We start from the raw sequence: 15,316 nt of genomic DNA, 5'->3' as shown, positions 1-15,316 counted from the left end.
GGAGCGTAGGTTTGAGGCCGCGTCAAACCCGTCGTCGACGTAGGAGTGTGTGGCGTCTACGCACCGGAATGCGCGCTGCTCCGTCTCCCGAGTGGACGCAGATGAGGGCCAAACCCCTGCTGTCACCTTGGTTTTGTGCGTTCCTGGCCCGATACAAAGATGTGGGTAATGGGTAGGCTTCGCAGGGGAGGGGGAGACCTGAACCGCGCTTCGGCGGGCTTGATGCGCTGAACTGCGCGTGCAGTCCGCGCAGGCGGACTTCGTGACTTGCCAGCTGCGGTTTCAACCGCCGGGAGGATGTTGAGGCCGCTGCACTGGTGACCGCTGCCGCGTCCGGGCTTGTACGTGTCCGAGGCTGGATCCTTCGGCCCGCATGGGACGGTGTGCGGGCAGGTTCCGTGCGCCTGGGCCTCTGGATGACAGATGCGCTCCGGCTGGCCTGGCGCACTCGACTGGCTCCCTTCCCCCGCGCAGTTTGCGGGGGAAGGGCTGGGGATGGGGGGCGCCGGCCCGAGCGCCGGGCTATCCTGACGCTCCCATCCCTGCAGTGCACCCCCTCTCCCACGCTGTTTGTGGGAGAGGGCGGCACGCGTGTCAGCGCGGCCGGGTGAGGGGCCCACGGCAGCTGAGGCATCCGGATCAGTGCTGGTTAGGCCTCTGGATGACAGACCACGTTGGAGGCGCCGGTGCGACGGTCTGGTTTTCGCGACGGGGCCGCTCGGGACGGGCGGCCCTTTCGCTCCGCGCGGACGCCTGCTAGGATCGGGACGAGCAGACACGCGTCCGCGCCAAGCCAAAACGTACGGGGATTCGGGATGATCAAGAATCAGGAAGACGATCAGGACCAGGACGAAGAGCAGGCCCCCAAGGACCGGCCCAACGCGCTTACCGAGGGCATCCGCGAACGCCTGTTCAAGTCGCGCACGCTGATCATCAGCGGCGGCATCGACCAGCAGCTCACCTCCAACGTCATCGGGCAGCTCCTGGCCATGACGGGCGAGAGCGACGAGCCCATCAACATGTTCGTGAACTCGCAGGGCGGCCACGTGGAGTCGGGCGACACCATCCACGACGTCGTGCGCTTCATCAAGCCGCGGGTGCGGATGATCGGCACCGGGTGGGTGGCCAGCGCCGGCGCGCTGATCTACGTGGCGGCCAAGAAGGAAGACCGCTACTGCCTTCCCAATACGCGCTTCCTGCTGCACCAGCCGGCGGGCGGGAGCAGCGGCACCGCGTCCGACATCGCCATCGAGGCGCACGAAATCATCAAGATGCGGGCGCGCATCAACCAGATCTTCGCCCGCGAGACGGGGCAGCCCATCGAGCGGATCGAAACCGACACGCACCGCAACTTCTGGCTGGATGCGCAGCAGGCGGTGGAGTACGGCCTGGTCAGCCGCATCATCAACAGCATCGACGAGCTGGACTGACACCGGTGCAGCCCGATGCACGGGGGCGCGGACCGGGACACCGGCTCCGCGCCCTCGTCGCGCATGCAGCCGCGAGCCGCCGTGGAAGCACTCCGCTCATTCGTCATCCGCCACCGCTCGCGCCTGCACCGCGGCTGTGCCGTCGGCGCCGTCGGGGTGCCGCTGGCGTTCGCCGCCGGTGCCGCGATGGTGGACGGGTGGGAGGCGAGGCGCTTTCTGCTCCTGTACATGGCGCCGTTCTTCCCCGCGTTCTTCCTGTGGGCGCGGCGCTGGCTGGACGAGATCGAGCAGCAGCGCCCCGCCGCGCTGGTCGTCGATGCGGTGGTCGTAGTCCTCGCCGCCACGCGGATGACAGGCACGTGGCTGCCGTTTTCCGGGCACATGCTGTTCTACACCTACGCCGGGCTGACCACGCGCTCCCGCGCGCTGCAGCTGCTGATCAGCGTGCTGGCCGCGGTCGCCGCGTGGTTCAAGCTCGTCCTCTGGGGGTGGCGCTCCTTCGGCCTGGGGATCGCGGCGGGGCTGGCGCTCGCCGGGGTGCGCATGCTTGCTGGACGAACCGCGGCTGAACCACCATCCGCCACCTGATGAACTACTCGGAATTCGAGCGGCGCGCGCTGGAGATGTTCGAATCCATCCCCTCGGAATTCAAAGGCGGGGTGGAGTATGTCTCCGTGTCGCGCGACACGGTGCCGCACGCGGAGCTGCCGGACGTGTACACGCTGGGCGAGTGCGCCACGGGCGAGCTGGACTTAGGTGTGGACCTTCCCGACCTCACGCGCTCCGGCGTTCACCTGTACTTCGGCTCGTTCCGCGCGCTGACGGACATCGACGAGGAGTTCGACTGGGAGGGTGAGCTGTGGGAAACACTCACCCATGAGATCCGTCATCACCGCGAATCCACCGCGGGCGAGGACGCGCTGGAGGACTTCGACTACGCGGCGGACGAGAACTTCAAGCGCCGCGAGGGGATGCCGTTCGATCCCCTCTTCTACCGCTCCGGCGAGCCGCTGGGCGACGACGCGTGGGACGTGGACGGCGACCGCTTCGCCGAGGTGCGGCTCGCCGGGCGCGACTTCGACCGGCTGGACGAGGTGGTGGCGCAGCTCGGCGATGCGCGGGTGTCGGTGCCGCGCCCGGAACGGCTGGGCGACGTGTGCTTCCTCTACCTGGAGGAGTTCGACGGCGGGCCGGGCGAGGCCGCGGTCGTCCTGGTCCGGCGGCGCGGCACGTGGGAGTCGCTGCGCGGCCTGTTCGCGGGCGGCGAGCCGGAGGTGCTGGAGTACGCCGTGGAGCCGGGCGACTGGTTCCGCGTGGAGGGCTGACGGGCTACTTTCCGTCGCGTGGACATGAGCTTGTGTGCGAGAGCGAGGGGTGGGCGTGGCTGACGAGGGCAAGGGCGGAACGGCGCGGCTGACGCCGTACGAGCTGGCATTCCTGGAGGGCGACTTCGAGTCGCGGGTATTCCCCGCGATCGTAAGCGAGGCGGGCGGGCGCGGCGAAGACCCGGGCCTGCGCGACCGCTTTCAGTTCATCGCCGCCGTGGGCGACGCCGTGCGCGAGATCGTTCCGCCGGACGTGCCGCCGGAAACGCTCGACGAGTACCGCGCGCTGTTCTATCACGCCTTCAACTTCTGGCGCGCGGGCCGCCGGACCTTCGTGATGGACGCGCCCGTCGCCCGCTACCTGGTGGAGGCGGCGCCGCGGCTGGAGGGGTGGGAGCTCGCCGCCCCGGCCGATGCGTTCTACCTGCAGCTTCCGCCCAACCTGTTCTGGGCCAGCATCAACCCCGACCAGCAGCCGGAGCCGGTGGACGGGTTCTTCGTCACGCTGGCGACCGAGACCGACGCGCGCGGCACGCCCTTCCAGGACCTGCAGGCGCTGATGATCCTGGGCATCCACCGCAACCGGCCGGGCTTCAGCGTCATCCCGTTCGACTGCGAGATCGGGCCCGGCATTCCCACCGTCTGGGCAGAGCCGGGGCGGGAGAGCGGGCAGGACTTCGAGAACGTGCTCCCCGGCGGCGACATGGCCGGGCTGTACTCCATCCTCACGGTCACCGAGGCGCTGAAGCTGATCGGCCGCGTGCTGTGGTACGTGGATCGGCATCCCGAAGACATCGTTCCCGAGACGGCACCGGAGCGGCGGCTGGAGGACCGGCCCGGATCGCCGCCGCTGTCGCGGATGGACTTCCTTCGCGTGCGCTTCGGCGGGGCAGGGGCGTGACGGCGCGCGAGGCCGCCGCGGCCCTCTCCGAGATCGCCATGCTGCTGGAGGTCGTCGGCGGCAACCCGTTCCGCGCCAAGGCCTTTTCCTCCGCCGCGCGCGCGCTGGAAACGTCCACCGCCGACCTTCACCAGCTCACCGCCGCGGGGCGCCTGCAGTCGCTGACGGGCGTGGGCGAGGGGATCGGCGCCGTGCTCGAGGAGCTGGTGGGCACGGGGACGTCGGGGATGCTGGAGGAGCTGCGCGCGAAGACGCCGCTGGGCCTGTACGACCTGATGAAGATCAAGGGGCTCGGCGCCAAGCGCATCCGCACGCTGTACGCGGACTTAGGAATCGACGGGCTGGATGCCCTGGAGAAGGCGGCGCTCGCGGGGAAGATCGCCACGCTCCCCGGCCTGGGGGCCAAGACGGAGCAGAAGATCCTGGAGGGGATCGCCTTCGCGCGGTCGTTGCGCGGGCGGCGGCGCTACTACCAGGCCATCGAAGCCGCGGCGGGGCTGCTGGAGCTAGTGGAGGGCCTACCAGGAGTTGTCCAGGCGCGCGCGGCCGGGCAGGTGCGGCGGCGGCTGGAGGTGGTGGATTCCATTGACCTCGTGGCCTCGTCCGACGATCCCGCCGCCGTCCTCGCCGCCTTTCGCGCCATCCAGGGCGTGGAATCGGCCGATGACGACTACGCGGACCACCGCGCCGAGGTGACCTTCGCGGACGGGCTGACCGCGCGTTTGACCTGCGTTCTCCCCGGCCGCTTCGGCGCCGCGCTCGTCTGGGCGACGGGGAGCGACGAGCACCTGGCGCAGATGGCGTCGCGCGCGGAGGAGCGGGGGTACCGGCTGGACGCGGAGGGGCTGGCGAAGGGAAACAGGCTCGTCGCGACCGCGGACGAGGAAAAGGTGTACGAAGTGCTCGGGCTGGCGTGGATTGCGCCCGAGCTGCGCGAGGGGTGGGGCGAGGTGCAGGCGGCGGCGGACGGTACCCTGCCGAAGCTGGTGGAGGCGGAGGACCTGCGCGGCACCTTCCACTGCCACACCACCTGGTCCGACGGCCGCGCCAGCGTGGCCGAGATGGCCCAGGCGGCGCGCGAGCGGGGCTGGGCGTACCTGGGCATCGCCGACCACTCGCAGGCGGCGGGCTACGCGGGCGGGCTCCCCCAGGCGGCGGTCCGCAAGCAGCACCGCGAGATCGATGCGTGGAACGCGGAGCACGGGGGGAAGGGGAAAAAGCGCTTCCGCCTGTTCAAGGGCGTGGAAAGCGACATCCTGGCGGACGGGCGGCTGGACTACGACGACAACGTACTCGCCTCGTTCGACTACGTCGTTGGCTCCGTGCACTCCGGCTTCCAGATGGGCGAGCGCGAGATGACGGACCGGCTGATCCGCGCCGTGTCGCATCCGCGCATCACCATGCTGGGCCACGCCACCGGCCGCCTGCTGCTGAAGCGTGACGGCTACGCGGTAGACGTGCGGGCGGTGATCGACGCGGCGGCGGAACACGGCGTGTGCGTGGAGATCAACGCCGACCCCCACAGGCTGGACGTGGACTGGAAAAACGCGCGCTACGCCGCCGAAAAGGGCGTGCTGGTGCCCATCAACCCCGACGCGCATTCCACGGGTGCGCTGGGCAACGTGCTGTACGGCGTGAACGTCGCGCGCAAGGCGTGGCTGACCGCCCCCCAGGTGCTGAACACGTGGGAGCTGGAGCCGCTGGAGGAGTTTTTTGCCGAGAGAAAGCAGAAAAGCGCGTCGTGAGCGCCTGAGGACGATCATGGAGCGGCTGGCGGAGACCTATCCCGACAGCCGCTGCTCGCTGGACTACCAGGACTCGCTGCAGCTGACCGTCGCCACCGTGCTCTCCGCGCAGTGCACCGACGCCGCCGTGAACCGCGCCACGCCGGCGCTGTTCGCGCGCTTCCGTACGGCCCAGGACTACGCCGGGGCGTCGCAGGAGGAGATGGAGGAGTACCTGAAGTCGCTCAACTTCTTCCGCAACAAGTCCAGGTCGCTGATCGGCCTGGGGCGGGCGCTGGTGGAGCGGCACGGCGGGGAGGTCCCGGTGGATCTCGATGCGCTGACGCAGCTTCCCGGCGTGGGCCGCAAGACGGCGAACGTGGTGCTGGGCGTCGGCTTCGGCATCGCGGAGGGCGTCGTCGTCGACACGCACGTCAAGCGCATCGCCGCGCGGCTGGGAATGACGCGGGAGGAAGACCCGGAGAAGATCGAGCAGGATTTGCTGAAGCTGCTGGACGAAAGCGACCGGGTCATCTTCACGCATCGCCTCATCGACCACGGCCGGGCCACGTGCACGGCGCGCCGACCGTTCTGCGAGCGCTGCCCCGTCGCGCACCTTTGTCCCACGGCACCCGCCGCCTATCGGGCGGTGGACAGCATGGTCGTGCCGTCTACGCGCTGACGGGCTTCTGGAAGTACAGGATCACCCCCAGCTCTCCGGCGTGGTTGGTGAACTCCACGAACTGGCTGGCGACGCCAATCCCTTGAACGGCCGCGAACACTTCTCTCAACGAGTACGCGTTCATCTCCATGATGGGACCAGCCGGGGCGGCGGGGCGGCTGAACAGCTTCTGCTTGAGCCTTGCCAGTGGCGCCCGCATCGGGCCGAGCACCGCTTTCCACGAACGGTCGCGCTGCACCGGGGCGTCAGGAATGCCACCTCGTACATCCGTCGTATCATACGTGACGTGCAGGCAGCCAACGCCTCCGTCGGTCAGCCGCTCCAGCAGCTTTCGAAAGATCATCGTGCCGCGGTCCCGGGGGATGTGTTGAAAAACGATGTAGGAGTGGATGAAGTCGAACTTGCCGTCCACTCTGGAAAGGTCGTCGTCGGAGAGTACGAAGGTCGCGTTGCCGATGCCCTGCGCCGAGCAGTTCTGCCGTGCTTCGGACAGCATGGATTCCGAGACGTCTACGCCCACGACCTCCGAGCCGAGTTCCGTGAAGGGAATTACCAGTCTTCCCACCCCGCACCCGAAATCCAGCACGCGCCGGGGTGAGAATCCCGCATCCAGACGGGTACGGACTACGTCGACCACCTTGGCGACGTGCTCCCTGCCCGAGTCGAAGAACTCCTGTCGGGCCGCATCGTCCATGTTCTTGCGACGAAACCGCTCCGCGGTCAAGACGCCGTGGTACGGATCCGTACGGCCGAACTCCTCCCAATCGTGGTCGGTGCTCATTCTCTGAGGTTTTCTGCAGGATGTGTTGTCCGCTCCAAGCCGCCGAGCCGCCGGTGGCGTCGTGGGGCGCGCCAGGCCTGCCCGCTGCGAATCCCGATGCTAGCATGAGACGGATCGGTCGGCAAGCTCCCGCCACGGGATCGTACCTCCCCGCAGAATGGGTCGCCGCACGGCCGGGCCGGCCCATACGATGCGCAGCGGGGCTGGCGCGGGCAGTCGCGCGGGGCGCGCGCGTGGTGTAGATTGCGCTCCTGAAGCCCTGGAATCGGCCGGTGGAACGATTGGGCCTGACCGGCACCGAACCCACGGGCGGAACCCCGTTCACCGACTCACGATCGCAATGAGCCGCACCCTCATTTCGCAACTGCTCGCCGGCGCCGTGCCCGCGGGCCAGGCGGTGACCGTCAAGGGCTGGGTCCGCACCCGCCGCGACTCCAAGGCGGGCCTTTCGTTCATCCACGTGCACGACGGCTCCTGCTTCAATCCCGTCCAGGTGGTGGCGAACCGCGACCTGCCCAACTACGCGGACGAGGTGCAGCGGCTGACGACGGGGTGCTCGGTGTCCATCGAGGGCGAGGTGGTGGCCACGCCGGGACGTCCGCAGCCGTTCGAGATCCACGCGCGCGCCGTGGAAGTGCTGGGGTGGGTGGACGATCCCGAGACGTACCCCATCCAGCCGAAGCAGCACTCGATGGAGTTCCTGCGCTCCGTCGCCCACCTGCGCGTGCGGACGAACACGTTCGGGGCGGTGGCGCGCGTGCGGAACACGCTGGCGATGGCGGTGCACCGCTTCTTCCACGAGCGCGGCTTCTTCTGGATCCACACGCCCATCATCACCACCAGCGACGCCGAAGGCGCCGGCGAGATGTTCCGCGTAAGCACGCTGGACCTGGCCAACCTGCCGCGGACGCCCGAGGGCGGGGTGGACTTCGGACAGGACTTCTTCGGCCGCTCGGCCTCGCTGACGGTCAGCGGACAGCTGAACGTGGAGGCGTACTGCATGGCGCTTTCCAACGTGTACACGTTCGGCCCCACCTTCCGCGCGGAGAACAGCAACACCACGCGCCACGCGGCCGAGTTCTGGATGATCGAGCCGGAGATCGCCTTCGCCGACCTGAACGACGACGCCGACCTCGCCGAAGACTTCCTGAAGGCCATCATCACCGACCTGCTGAAGGAGCGGCAGGACGACATGGAGTTCTTCGACGAGCGCATCCAGAAGGGCGTCGTCAAGCGGATGGAGGACGTGGTGCGCGCGCCATTCGAGCGGATGGAGTACACCGACGCCATTCGGCGGCTGGAGGCGTCGGGGAAGAAGTTCGAGTTTCCCGTCTCCTGGGGCGTGGACCTGGCCACGGAGCACGAGCGCTACCTGAGCGAGGAGCTGGTGGGCGGCCCGGTGGTGGTGATGAACTACCCCAAGGACATCAAGTCCTTCTACATGCGCGTGAACGAGGACGGCCGCACCGTTCGGGCGATGGACGTGCTGGCGCCGGGCGTGGGCGAGATCATCGGCGGGTCGCAGCGCGAGGAGCGGCTGGACGTGCTTGATGCGCGCATCGCCGAGATGGGGCTGGATGCCCAGGCATACTGGTGGTACCGCGACCTGCGCCGCTACGGCACCGTGCCGCACGCCGGGTTCGGCCTGGGATTCGAGCGGATGATCATGTACGCCACGGGGATGGCCAACATCCGCGACGTGCTTCCGTACCCGCGGACCCCGGGAAGCGCGGACTTCTGAGGGGGGAAGGATCTGTCGAGGCCTCGGCCGGGCTGGGGCGACTGAAGTCGCGGCTGGCAAATCACGAAGTCCGCCTTCGCGGACTGCACGGGAAAGCTCAGTGCCGGAAGCGAGTGGGGCGGGTGCGCACCAAACCCGGCAGTGCACCACGGCCTGTCATCCTGAGCCCCAGGCGCACCAAACCGGCCCGCGGTACAGGCTCTGCGGGGCGAAGGATCTAACTGCGGATGCTTCCCGGCCCGGGCGCGGCAGCGGTCACGGATGCGGAGGCCTCGGCTGGGCTGGGGCGACTAAAGTCGCGGCAACGACGGCCCGAAGTCCGCCTTCGCGGACTGCATGCGTAGTCGAGCGCGCGGCCCCAGCGGACGCGCACCGGGCTGGCTCCCTTCCCCCGCGCAGTTTGCGGGGGAAGGGCTGGGGATAGGGGGCGGCAGCCGCATGCGAACCGCCCAGCCTAATTCGGGATGAAGTTCTCCCCTCTCCGCCTGCGCAGCATGCGGGGAGGGGCCGGGGGAGGGGCCTCCGGCGGCATGCGAGGCAGCCCGTCGGACCCCGATCGAAGTTCGTCCGCGGCCTCGGCGGGGCTGGAGCGACTGGAAGTCGCGGCAACAAGGACCCGAAGTCCGCCTTCGCGGACTGCACGGGGAAAGCTCGGTGCGGGAGGCGAGTCGGGCGGGTGCGCTCACTCGCCTCGTTGCGTTTTACGTCGGGATGGGGGTTGTTGACCCTGGGCTGGATGGGTATCGTTGGAGAATGCTCATGCGGTCGCTGACCCCTATTCTACCTGGACGACAATCCGATGAAGAAGCTCAAGCTGAACCTGGACGCCATTCGCGTCACCTCGTTCGAAGCAGCGCCCACGCCCGCGCAGCCGGGGACCGTGCAGGCGCACGTCGCCACGCCCGCCTGCCCGCTGACGCTGGACGACAGCTGCTGGTGCACCGAACAGATGAGCTGCTGGTGCTGACGGGCTCCCGCTGAACCGCCCTCCGCGGGCGGCGGCGTACGCGAGGCGCGGACGAGGGTTTTCCCCTTTTCCGCGCCTCGCTGCATCTGGCCACGACACCCGCGGAATGGACGAACCCCCGCCGCCGGGGTACATTGGCGCGCCCGAGGAACACGGAAATCGACGAACCCGGACCGGAGCCCATGCCCGACCTTCCCAGCCGCGACGAAGCGCTCGCGCTGATGCACGAGCACGTGGAAAGCGAAAGCCTGCGCCGCCACATGTACGCCGTCGAGGCCGCCTGCCGCGCCTACGCCCGCACCTTCGGCGCCGACCAGGACACGTTTGGCTTGGCCGGGCTGCTTCACGACTTCGACTACGAGCGCTGGCCCGACGAGCACCCGCTGCGGGGCGCCGAGATGCTGCGGGAACGCGGATACCCCGAACCGATCGTGCGCGCCATCCTGGCCCACTACTCCGCCCGCACCGGGGTGGTGCCCGAGTCGCGCCTGGAGCGCACCCTTCACGCCTGCGACGAGATCACCGGCCTGATCACCGCCGCCGCCCTGGTGCGGCCCAGCCGGTCGGTGATGGACCTGGAGGCGAAGTCGGTGCTCAAGAAGATGAAGGACAAGCAGTTCGCCGCTGGCGTCGACCGCGACGACGTACGGCAGGCGGCCGAGGAACTGGGCGTGGAGCTCGCCGAGCACGTGCAGTTCGTCATCGAGGCCATGCGCGGCGTGGCTCCCGAACTCGGGTTGGCGGCTCCGGCCTGATCGCCGGAACGGCCGGGGGGATGCGCGCACGTGCAATAGCTCTGATACCTCTTTCGTATCAGAGCTATTGCATTTCAAGCGTACAGAAAGATGAGCGTTGCCGCGAGCGGTTGATGTTGATGGCAAAAGCACTTACTATTCAGAAGCAAGGTTGAAGAACTCCGATATTTTCATTGCCATGTCGTTCACTCTGATTGCGTGCTTGGCCGCCGCCGCCGCCGCCGGCGTGTCGGTGCTCGCAGGCCGCCGGGCCCTGATGCCCCGCTGCCCGCGCTGCCAGGGCAAGGAGTGGGACAGGCGGCTGTGCGCGCCCCTGCTCTTCTGCCGGCGCTGCGCCAGCCGCATCGACCACACGGGCAAGCTGTACAACTGATCGGCCGCAGGGCCGCTCCTTCCGCCGCGGCGGTGCTCCCCCTGGGAAGCGCCGCCGCGTTCGCATCAGTCCAATCCGTTGCGATGCAAGCAGTTGCAGCCGAGGGTCGACAAACCCTCGCGCGGCGGCGGCCCGTGTGTTACTGTGTGAGGGTGGGCAGGGAAGGCATACCGATTCTCACGGGAGGAACGAATGAGGAAGCCGGTCAGCAAGCACGCGCTGAGGCGCGCCCTGGAGCAGGCAGCCAGCGAGGGGCTGGTGCAGTGGGAAGAGCCCACGGCCGCCGTCGTCGACCGCGTCTGGCACCTGATTTCCCGCGAGGCGCTGGACGGCAAGCCCGCGACCGGCGGAGCCCGGGCGGTCGCCGCCCGCCGCCGGCAGCCCGCCGCCGTCTGACCTCCGCGCGCGTCGCCGTGCCGGCGCCCAGCCGTACCCCGAGCCCCGGCCCAGGCCGGGGCTCGTTGCGTGGCGAGCTGCTGTTCAACCTCACCTTCCTGGGGCTGGCCGCCGCGCTGCTGGCCGCCGCCACCCGCACCGTCATGCAGGCGGCGGCGCCCGGCTCCGCCTGGCTGCTGGTGCTGCTGGTGCTCGCCGACACCGCCGCGTTCGTGCTGCTGGCCAATCACCTGATCGTGCGCCTGGTGCTGCGCCCCGTGCAGGCCGCCGTCGCCGCCGCCGAGGCCGTGGCCGGGGGCGACTACGAGCGCCGCGCCCCGGCGGCCGAGAGCCACGAGATGGCCGCGCTTTCCCAGGCGCTCAACCGCATGACCGACCAGCTGCTCGACAACCAGCAGCGGCTGGCCGACAACGTCCGCTCGCTCGACGAGACCAACCGCCGGCTCCTGGGCACCGAGCGCGAGCTGGTGGAGGCCGAAAAGATGGCCGGCGTGGGGCGCCTGGCCGCGGGCGTGGCGCACGAGATCGGCAACCCTTTGGCGGCGCTGATGGGCTACGCCTCGGTGCTGCGCCGCCGCGGGGCAGACCCGGAGCTGGTGGGCGGGCTGGAATCCGAGGCCCGCCGCATCGACCGCATCGTCCGCGGGCTGCTGGAGTACGCCCGCCCGGCGCCCCGGGAGCGCGAGCCCGTCGACGCCAACGAGTCCATCCGCCGCGCCGTGCACACCCTTCGCTCGCAGGGGCTGCTGGACGGGATCGACGTCGTCCTGCACCTCGCGGACGGCCTCCCCCCGCTCAGCGGCTCGCCCCACCTGCTGGACCAGGTGTGGGTGAACCTGCTCGACAACGCGCGCCGGGCCATGGAAGGGCGGGGAACCATCACCGTCACCACGGCGCTGGAGCGGTACCGCCCCGAGCGCCCGCTCCCCACCCGCCGCGCCGACGACCCGCCGGGGATCTCGTACGCGCACCTGCGGCGCCCCCGCGCGGCCTCCATCCGCGACCCCCACCGCATCGACTCCGACACCGAGACGCTGCGGGTGAGCGTCGAAGACACCGGCCCGGGCATATCCCCGGAGGCCGCCGACAAGGTGTTCGACCCGTTCTTCACTACCCGCGCGCCCGGCGAGGGCACGGGGCTGGGGCTTGCCATCGTCGCGAGCACGGTGGCAGACTTCGGGGGGCGCGTAGAAGTGGCCGCCGCGCCGGGCGGCGGGGCCGCCTTCGTCCTATCCCTTCCCACCAGGCGCCACCAGAGTTGAGCGACCGCCGGGTTCTGGTCATCGACGACGAGGCGGGGCTTCGTCACACCCTCCTGCTGATCCTTCGCGACGAGGGCTACCACGTGCTGGTGGCCGAGGACGGCGAGGCCGGGCTGCGCCTGGCCCTGGCCGAGCACCCGCAGCTGGTGCTGTGCGACGTGCGCATGCCGCGCATGGGCGGGCTGGAGTTCCTGGAGCGGTACGTGGAGGCCGGCGGCACCGCGCTGGTGGTGATGATGAGCGCCTACGGGGCCCTGGACCAGGCGGTCGAGGCCATGCGCCGCGGGGCCTACGACTACATCTCCAAGCCCTTCAACGCCGACGAGGTGATCCTCACCCTGCGCAAGGCCGAGGAGCGGGAGCAGCTTCGACGCGAGGTGGCACGGCTGAAGAAGGAGGTGGGCGAGGTCGCCGGCTTCGAGGAGGTGATCGGCGTGTCCGCGGCCATGCGCGAGGTGACGGACCTCGCCGCGCGCGTGGCCCCGTTCCCCTCCACCGTGCTGCTGACCGGCGAAAGCGGAAGCGGCAAGGAGGCCATCGCGCGGGCGGTGCACCGGGCGTCGGCCCGGCGCGAGAAGGCGTTCGTGGCCGTCAACTGCGGCGCGATCCCCGAAAACCTGCTGGAAAGCGAGCTCTTCGGGCACGAGAAGGGTGCCTTCACCGGGGCCGACCGGGCGCACGAGGGCTTGTTCGAGGAGGCGGACGGGGGAACGCTGTTCCTGGACGAGATCGGCGAGATGCCGCTGCCGCTGCAGGTGAAGCTGCTGCGCGTGCTGCAGGAGCGCACCGTGCGCCGGGTGGGCGGCACCGGCGAGCGGGCCGTAGACGTGCGCGTGCTGGCCGCCACCGCCCGCGACCTGGTGGACGAGGTGCGCGAGGGGCGCTTTCGCGAAGACCTGTTCTACCGCATCAACGTGGTGCAGGTGCACGTGCCGCCCCTGCGCACCCGCCCCGAGGACATCCCGGCGCTGGCCGCGCACTTCGTGCACCGGCACGCGCCCCGGCTGGGGATCGCCGATCCGGAGGTGCCGCGCGAACTCTTTCCCGTCCTCGCGGCGTACACGTGGCCGGGAAACGTGAGGGAGCTGGAAAACGTGATCGAGCGCGCGCTGGTACTTTCCGGCGGGAAAGTACAGGTAGAGCACCTTCCGCCGCACGTGCGCTCGGGCCGGCCCCCGTTCGAGGTGCTGGCCGACGACGGCGACCTGTCCGTCAAGCGCCGCCTTCCCTCACTGGAAAAGACGCTGATCGCCCGCGCCCTGGAACGGTCCGGCGGCAACCGCACGCGTGCGGCGGAAATGCTGGACCTTTCCGTCCGCGCCCTCACGTACAAGATCCGCGACTACGGGCTGGAGTAGGGGCTGGACCCATGACGAGAAAGCGACGAAGCCGCCCGGAAGGCGGCTTCGTCGCTTGGTGCGTGAACCCGGTGGATCAGCAGGAGCCTTCTGCCACCGCGCCCACTTCGCTGACGCGGAACGACTTGAGTCCCAGCGAGGGGTCGCGGGGGGTGGCGCACGCCACGTACGAGCTGCCATCCGCCGCGCCCAGCTGAAACGAGTAGTACTCCCCGTCCGCGAAGTTCACGCCCGACCCTTCCAACTCGCTGATGTCGGTGGCGAATAGCCCCGCCTTCTGCTGATGGCGCTGCTGAAGCGTGTGCAGCTGCTTCAGGATGGGTCCCGCCTCGGACTCCTTGGCCCGCTTGGCGACCTGGCTCATCTTGGGAACGGCGATCGCGGCCAGGATGCCGATGATGACCACGACGATCATCAGTTCGATCAGGGTGAAGCCCTTTCGTCCATGCATGGTGCTGCTCCGCTGGTCGCGCCGCGGAGGCGCGGTAGGTGTGCTCTAGAGCGAAGGGGGCCGAGAGATTGCTCGTCCCGGCCCCCCTCTGAAGGCAGCTCAGCCGCCAGACCGTCAGCCGTTACGAGATGGCGCAGGTCTTGGTCTCGGTGGCCAGGCTGTGCACGTTGCCGTCGGTGCCGCCGGGGGTCGCCGTCGCCACGCCCGCCGAGTAGCTGAAGTTGAAGTACTTGGCGGTGGGGGCCGACCAGCCGACCTGCTCCAGGCCCGTGGCGCCGGTCAGGGCGGTCGCGTCGGTGCCCTTCTGGTCCTTGTAGGTCTGCGCCAGCGTGCAGATCTGCTTCAGCACCGTGCCGGCCTCGCCCTGCTTGGCGTTCTTCGACACCGCGTTGAACTTCGGGATGGCGATGGCGGCCAGGATGCCGATGATGACCACGACGATCATCAGTTCGATCAGGGTGAAGCCCTTGTTGTCGCGGAGGTTCTTCATGGTCTTGCTCCAGTGTGTTCTGGCTCGTGAGCCGGGGGGAGATCAGCACGCCCTCGTGCTGGCTGGCAGAAGGTAAAGCAACGGGTGTACCACGCATCCCGCATCCCGCAAGTCGCTGTCAGAGAGGGATTTAGCGAGTTCCTTGCACCGCCGGAGCGAGTTCCTGCCGGGGCAAACTGCGCGGATGCATGCAGAATGCTTTACGTGGCGCGCCTGCCGCCTGCCTGGCCCGAGCTGCACGGAAGCGCCCTCCCCCGGGAGGGCGGGCGCGGGCAGGCGGCACGCACGAAAAACGCGGAAGGGGGCCGGGAGGAAAATCCTCCCGGCCCCCTTCCGCAGGCGAACCCGCCAGACCGTCAGCCGTTACGAGATGGCGCAGGTCTTGGTCTCGGTGGCCAGGCTGTGCACGTTGCCGTCGGTGCCGCCGGGGGTCGCCGTCGCCACGCCGGAGGCGTAGCTGAAGTCGAAGTACTTGGCGGCGGGGGCCGACCAGCCGACCTGCTCCAGGCCCGTGGCACCGGTCAGGGCCGTCGCGTCGCTGCCCTTCTGGTCCTTGTAGGTCTGCGCCAGCGTGCAGATCTGCTTCAGCACCGTGCCGGCCTCGCCCTGCTTGGCGTTCTTCGACACCGCGTTGAACTTGGGGATGGCGATGGCGGCCAGGATGCCGATGATGACCACGA

At 69.4% G+C, this 15,316-nt stretch carries 17 protein-coding genes; 13 read left to right on the top strand and 4 right to left on the bottom strand.

What is annotated here, in order from left to right; all coding sequences use genetic code 11:
* Positions 1-815: 815 nt before the first annotated feature.
* The 6 genes from VF632_RS15195 to nth are packed head-to-tail and all read left to right on the top strand — an operon-like array spanning position 816 to position 6,062.
* Positions 816-1,430, top strand: coding sequence for an ATP-dependent Clp protease proteolytic subunit (locus VF632_RS15195; protein WP_331023764.1), 615 nt, complete (start codon positions 816-818; stop codon positions 1,428-1,430).
* Between the two features lie 15 nt (positions 1,431-1,445).
* The gene (locus VF632_RS15190; protein ID WP_331023763.1) at positions 1,446-2,018 is read left to right on the top strand and encodes a hypothetical protein; all 573 of its coding nucleotides are present in this window, start codon (positions 1,446-1,448) and stop codon (positions 2,016-2,018) included.
* Positions 2,018-2,755 carry a hypothetical protein gene (locus tag VF632_RS15185; protein WP_331023762.1) on the top strand — a complete coding sequence of 246 codons (738 nt, stop codon included), beginning with the start codon at positions 2,018-2,020 and terminating at the stop codon, positions 2,753-2,755. The genes VF632_RS15190 and VF632_RS15185 overlap by 1 nt, the downstream gene beginning before the upstream one ends.
* A 34-nt stretch (positions 2,756-2,789) precedes the next feature.
* Positions 2,790-3,656 carry a hypothetical protein gene (locus VF632_RS15180; protein WP_331023761.1) on the top strand — a complete coding sequence of 289 codons (867 nt, stop codon included), beginning with the start codon at positions 2,790-2,792 and terminating at the stop codon, positions 3,654-3,656.
* Complete coding sequence (gene polX / locus VF632_RS15175; RefSeq protein WP_331023760.1) at positions 3,653-5,401, top strand: DNA polymerase/3'-5' exonuclease PolX; 1,749 nt, start codon at positions 3,653-3,655, stop codon at positions 5,399-5,401. Before VF632_RS15180 ends, polX begins: the two co-directional genes overlap by 4 nt.
* Positions 5,370-6,062, top strand: coding sequence for an endonuclease III (gene nth, locus VF632_RS15170; RefSeq protein WP_331023759.1), 693 nt, complete (start codon positions 5,370-5,372; stop codon positions 6,060-6,062). The genes polX and nth overlap by 32 nt, the downstream gene beginning before the upstream one ends.
* Here the strand turns inward: nth and VF632_RS15165 are convergent.
* Positions 6,052-6,843, bottom strand: a complete 792-nt coding sequence (locus VF632_RS15165; RefSeq protein ID WP_331023758.1) for a class I SAM-dependent methyltransferase — start codon at positions 6,841-6,843, stop codon at positions 6,052-6,054. The genes nth and VF632_RS15165 overlap by 11 nt on opposite strands.
* Before the next feature lie 340 nt (positions 6,844-7,183).
* Between VF632_RS15165 and asnS the strand changes: the two genes are divergently transcribed.
* The 7 genes from asnS (at position 7,184) to VF632_RS15130 (ending at position 13,695) form a co-directional block, all read left to right on the top strand.
* Positions 7,184-8,584 (top strand): asparagine--tRNA ligase, encoded by a 1,401-nt coding sequence (asnS, locus tag VF632_RS15160; protein ID WP_331023757.1) that lies wholly within the window; start codon positions 7,184-7,186, stop codon positions 8,582-8,584.
* Positions 8,585-9,383: 799 nt separating this feature from the next.
* A complete protein-coding gene (locus tag VF632_RS15155) occupies positions 9,384-9,551 on the top strand; it encodes a hypothetical protein (protein ID WP_331023756.1) in 168 nt (55 codons plus the stop codon).
* Positions 9,552-9,733: 182 nt separating this feature from the next.
* Entirely contained in the window at positions 9,734-10,306 is a 573-nt protein-coding gene (locus VF632_RS15150; protein WP_331023755.1) for an HD domain-containing protein, read from the top strand.
* Between the two features lie 178 nt (positions 10,307-10,484).
* Positions 10,485-10,679, top strand: a complete 195-nt coding sequence (locus VF632_RS15145) for a hypothetical protein (RefSeq protein WP_331023754.1) — start codon at positions 10,485-10,487, stop codon at positions 10,677-10,679.
* Between the two features lie 192 nt (positions 10,680-10,871).
* Positions 10,872-11,075: a hypothetical protein gene (locus VF632_RS15140; RefSeq protein WP_331023753.1), complete on the top strand. Its 204-nt coding sequence runs from the start codon at positions 10,872-10,874 to the stop codon at positions 11,073-11,075.
* Between the two features lie 65 nt (positions 11,076-11,140).
* A complete protein-coding gene (locus VF632_RS15135; protein ID WP_331023752.1) occupies positions 11,141-12,337 on the top strand; it encodes a sensor histidine kinase in 1,197 nt (398 codons plus the stop codon).
* Positions 12,334-13,695 carry a sigma-54 dependent transcriptional regulator gene (locus VF632_RS15130; RefSeq protein ID WP_331023751.1) on the top strand — a complete coding sequence of 454 codons (1,362 nt, stop codon included), beginning with the start codon at positions 12,334-12,336 and terminating at the stop codon, positions 13,693-13,695. Before VF632_RS15135 ends, VF632_RS15130 begins: the two co-directional genes overlap by 4 nt.
* A 76-nt stretch (positions 13,696-13,771) precedes the next feature.
* Here VF632_RS15130 and VF632_RS15125 read toward each other — a convergent pair whose 3' ends face one another.
* The 3 genes from VF632_RS15125 to VF632_RS15115 all read right to left on the bottom strand — a co-directional run.
* The gene (locus tag VF632_RS15125; protein ID WP_331023750.1) at positions 13,772-14,146 is read right to left on the bottom strand and encodes a type IV pilin protein; all 375 of its coding nucleotides are present in this window, start codon (positions 14,144-14,146) and stop codon (positions 13,772-13,774) included.
* 121 nt (positions 14,147-14,267) lie between these two features.
* Positions 14,268-14,636, bottom strand: coding sequence for a type IV pilin protein (locus VF632_RS15120; protein ID WP_331023749.1), 369 nt, complete (start codon positions 14,634-14,636; stop codon positions 14,268-14,270).
* A gap of 363 nt (positions 14,637-14,999) precedes the next feature.
* Positions 15,000-15,316 (bottom strand): hypothetical protein (locus tag VF632_RS15115; protein ID WP_331023748.1); only part of this gene is annotated, 317 nt, incomplete at its 5' end.

This window comes from Longimicrobium sp., assembly GCF_036388275.1.
Taxonomy (GTDB): Bacteria; Gemmatimonadota; Gemmatimonadetes; order Longimicrobiales; family Longimicrobiaceae; genus Longimicrobium.
Note: the sequence above shows the minus strand (reverse complement) of the source record. Positions and strands in the feature narration are given on the sequence as shown.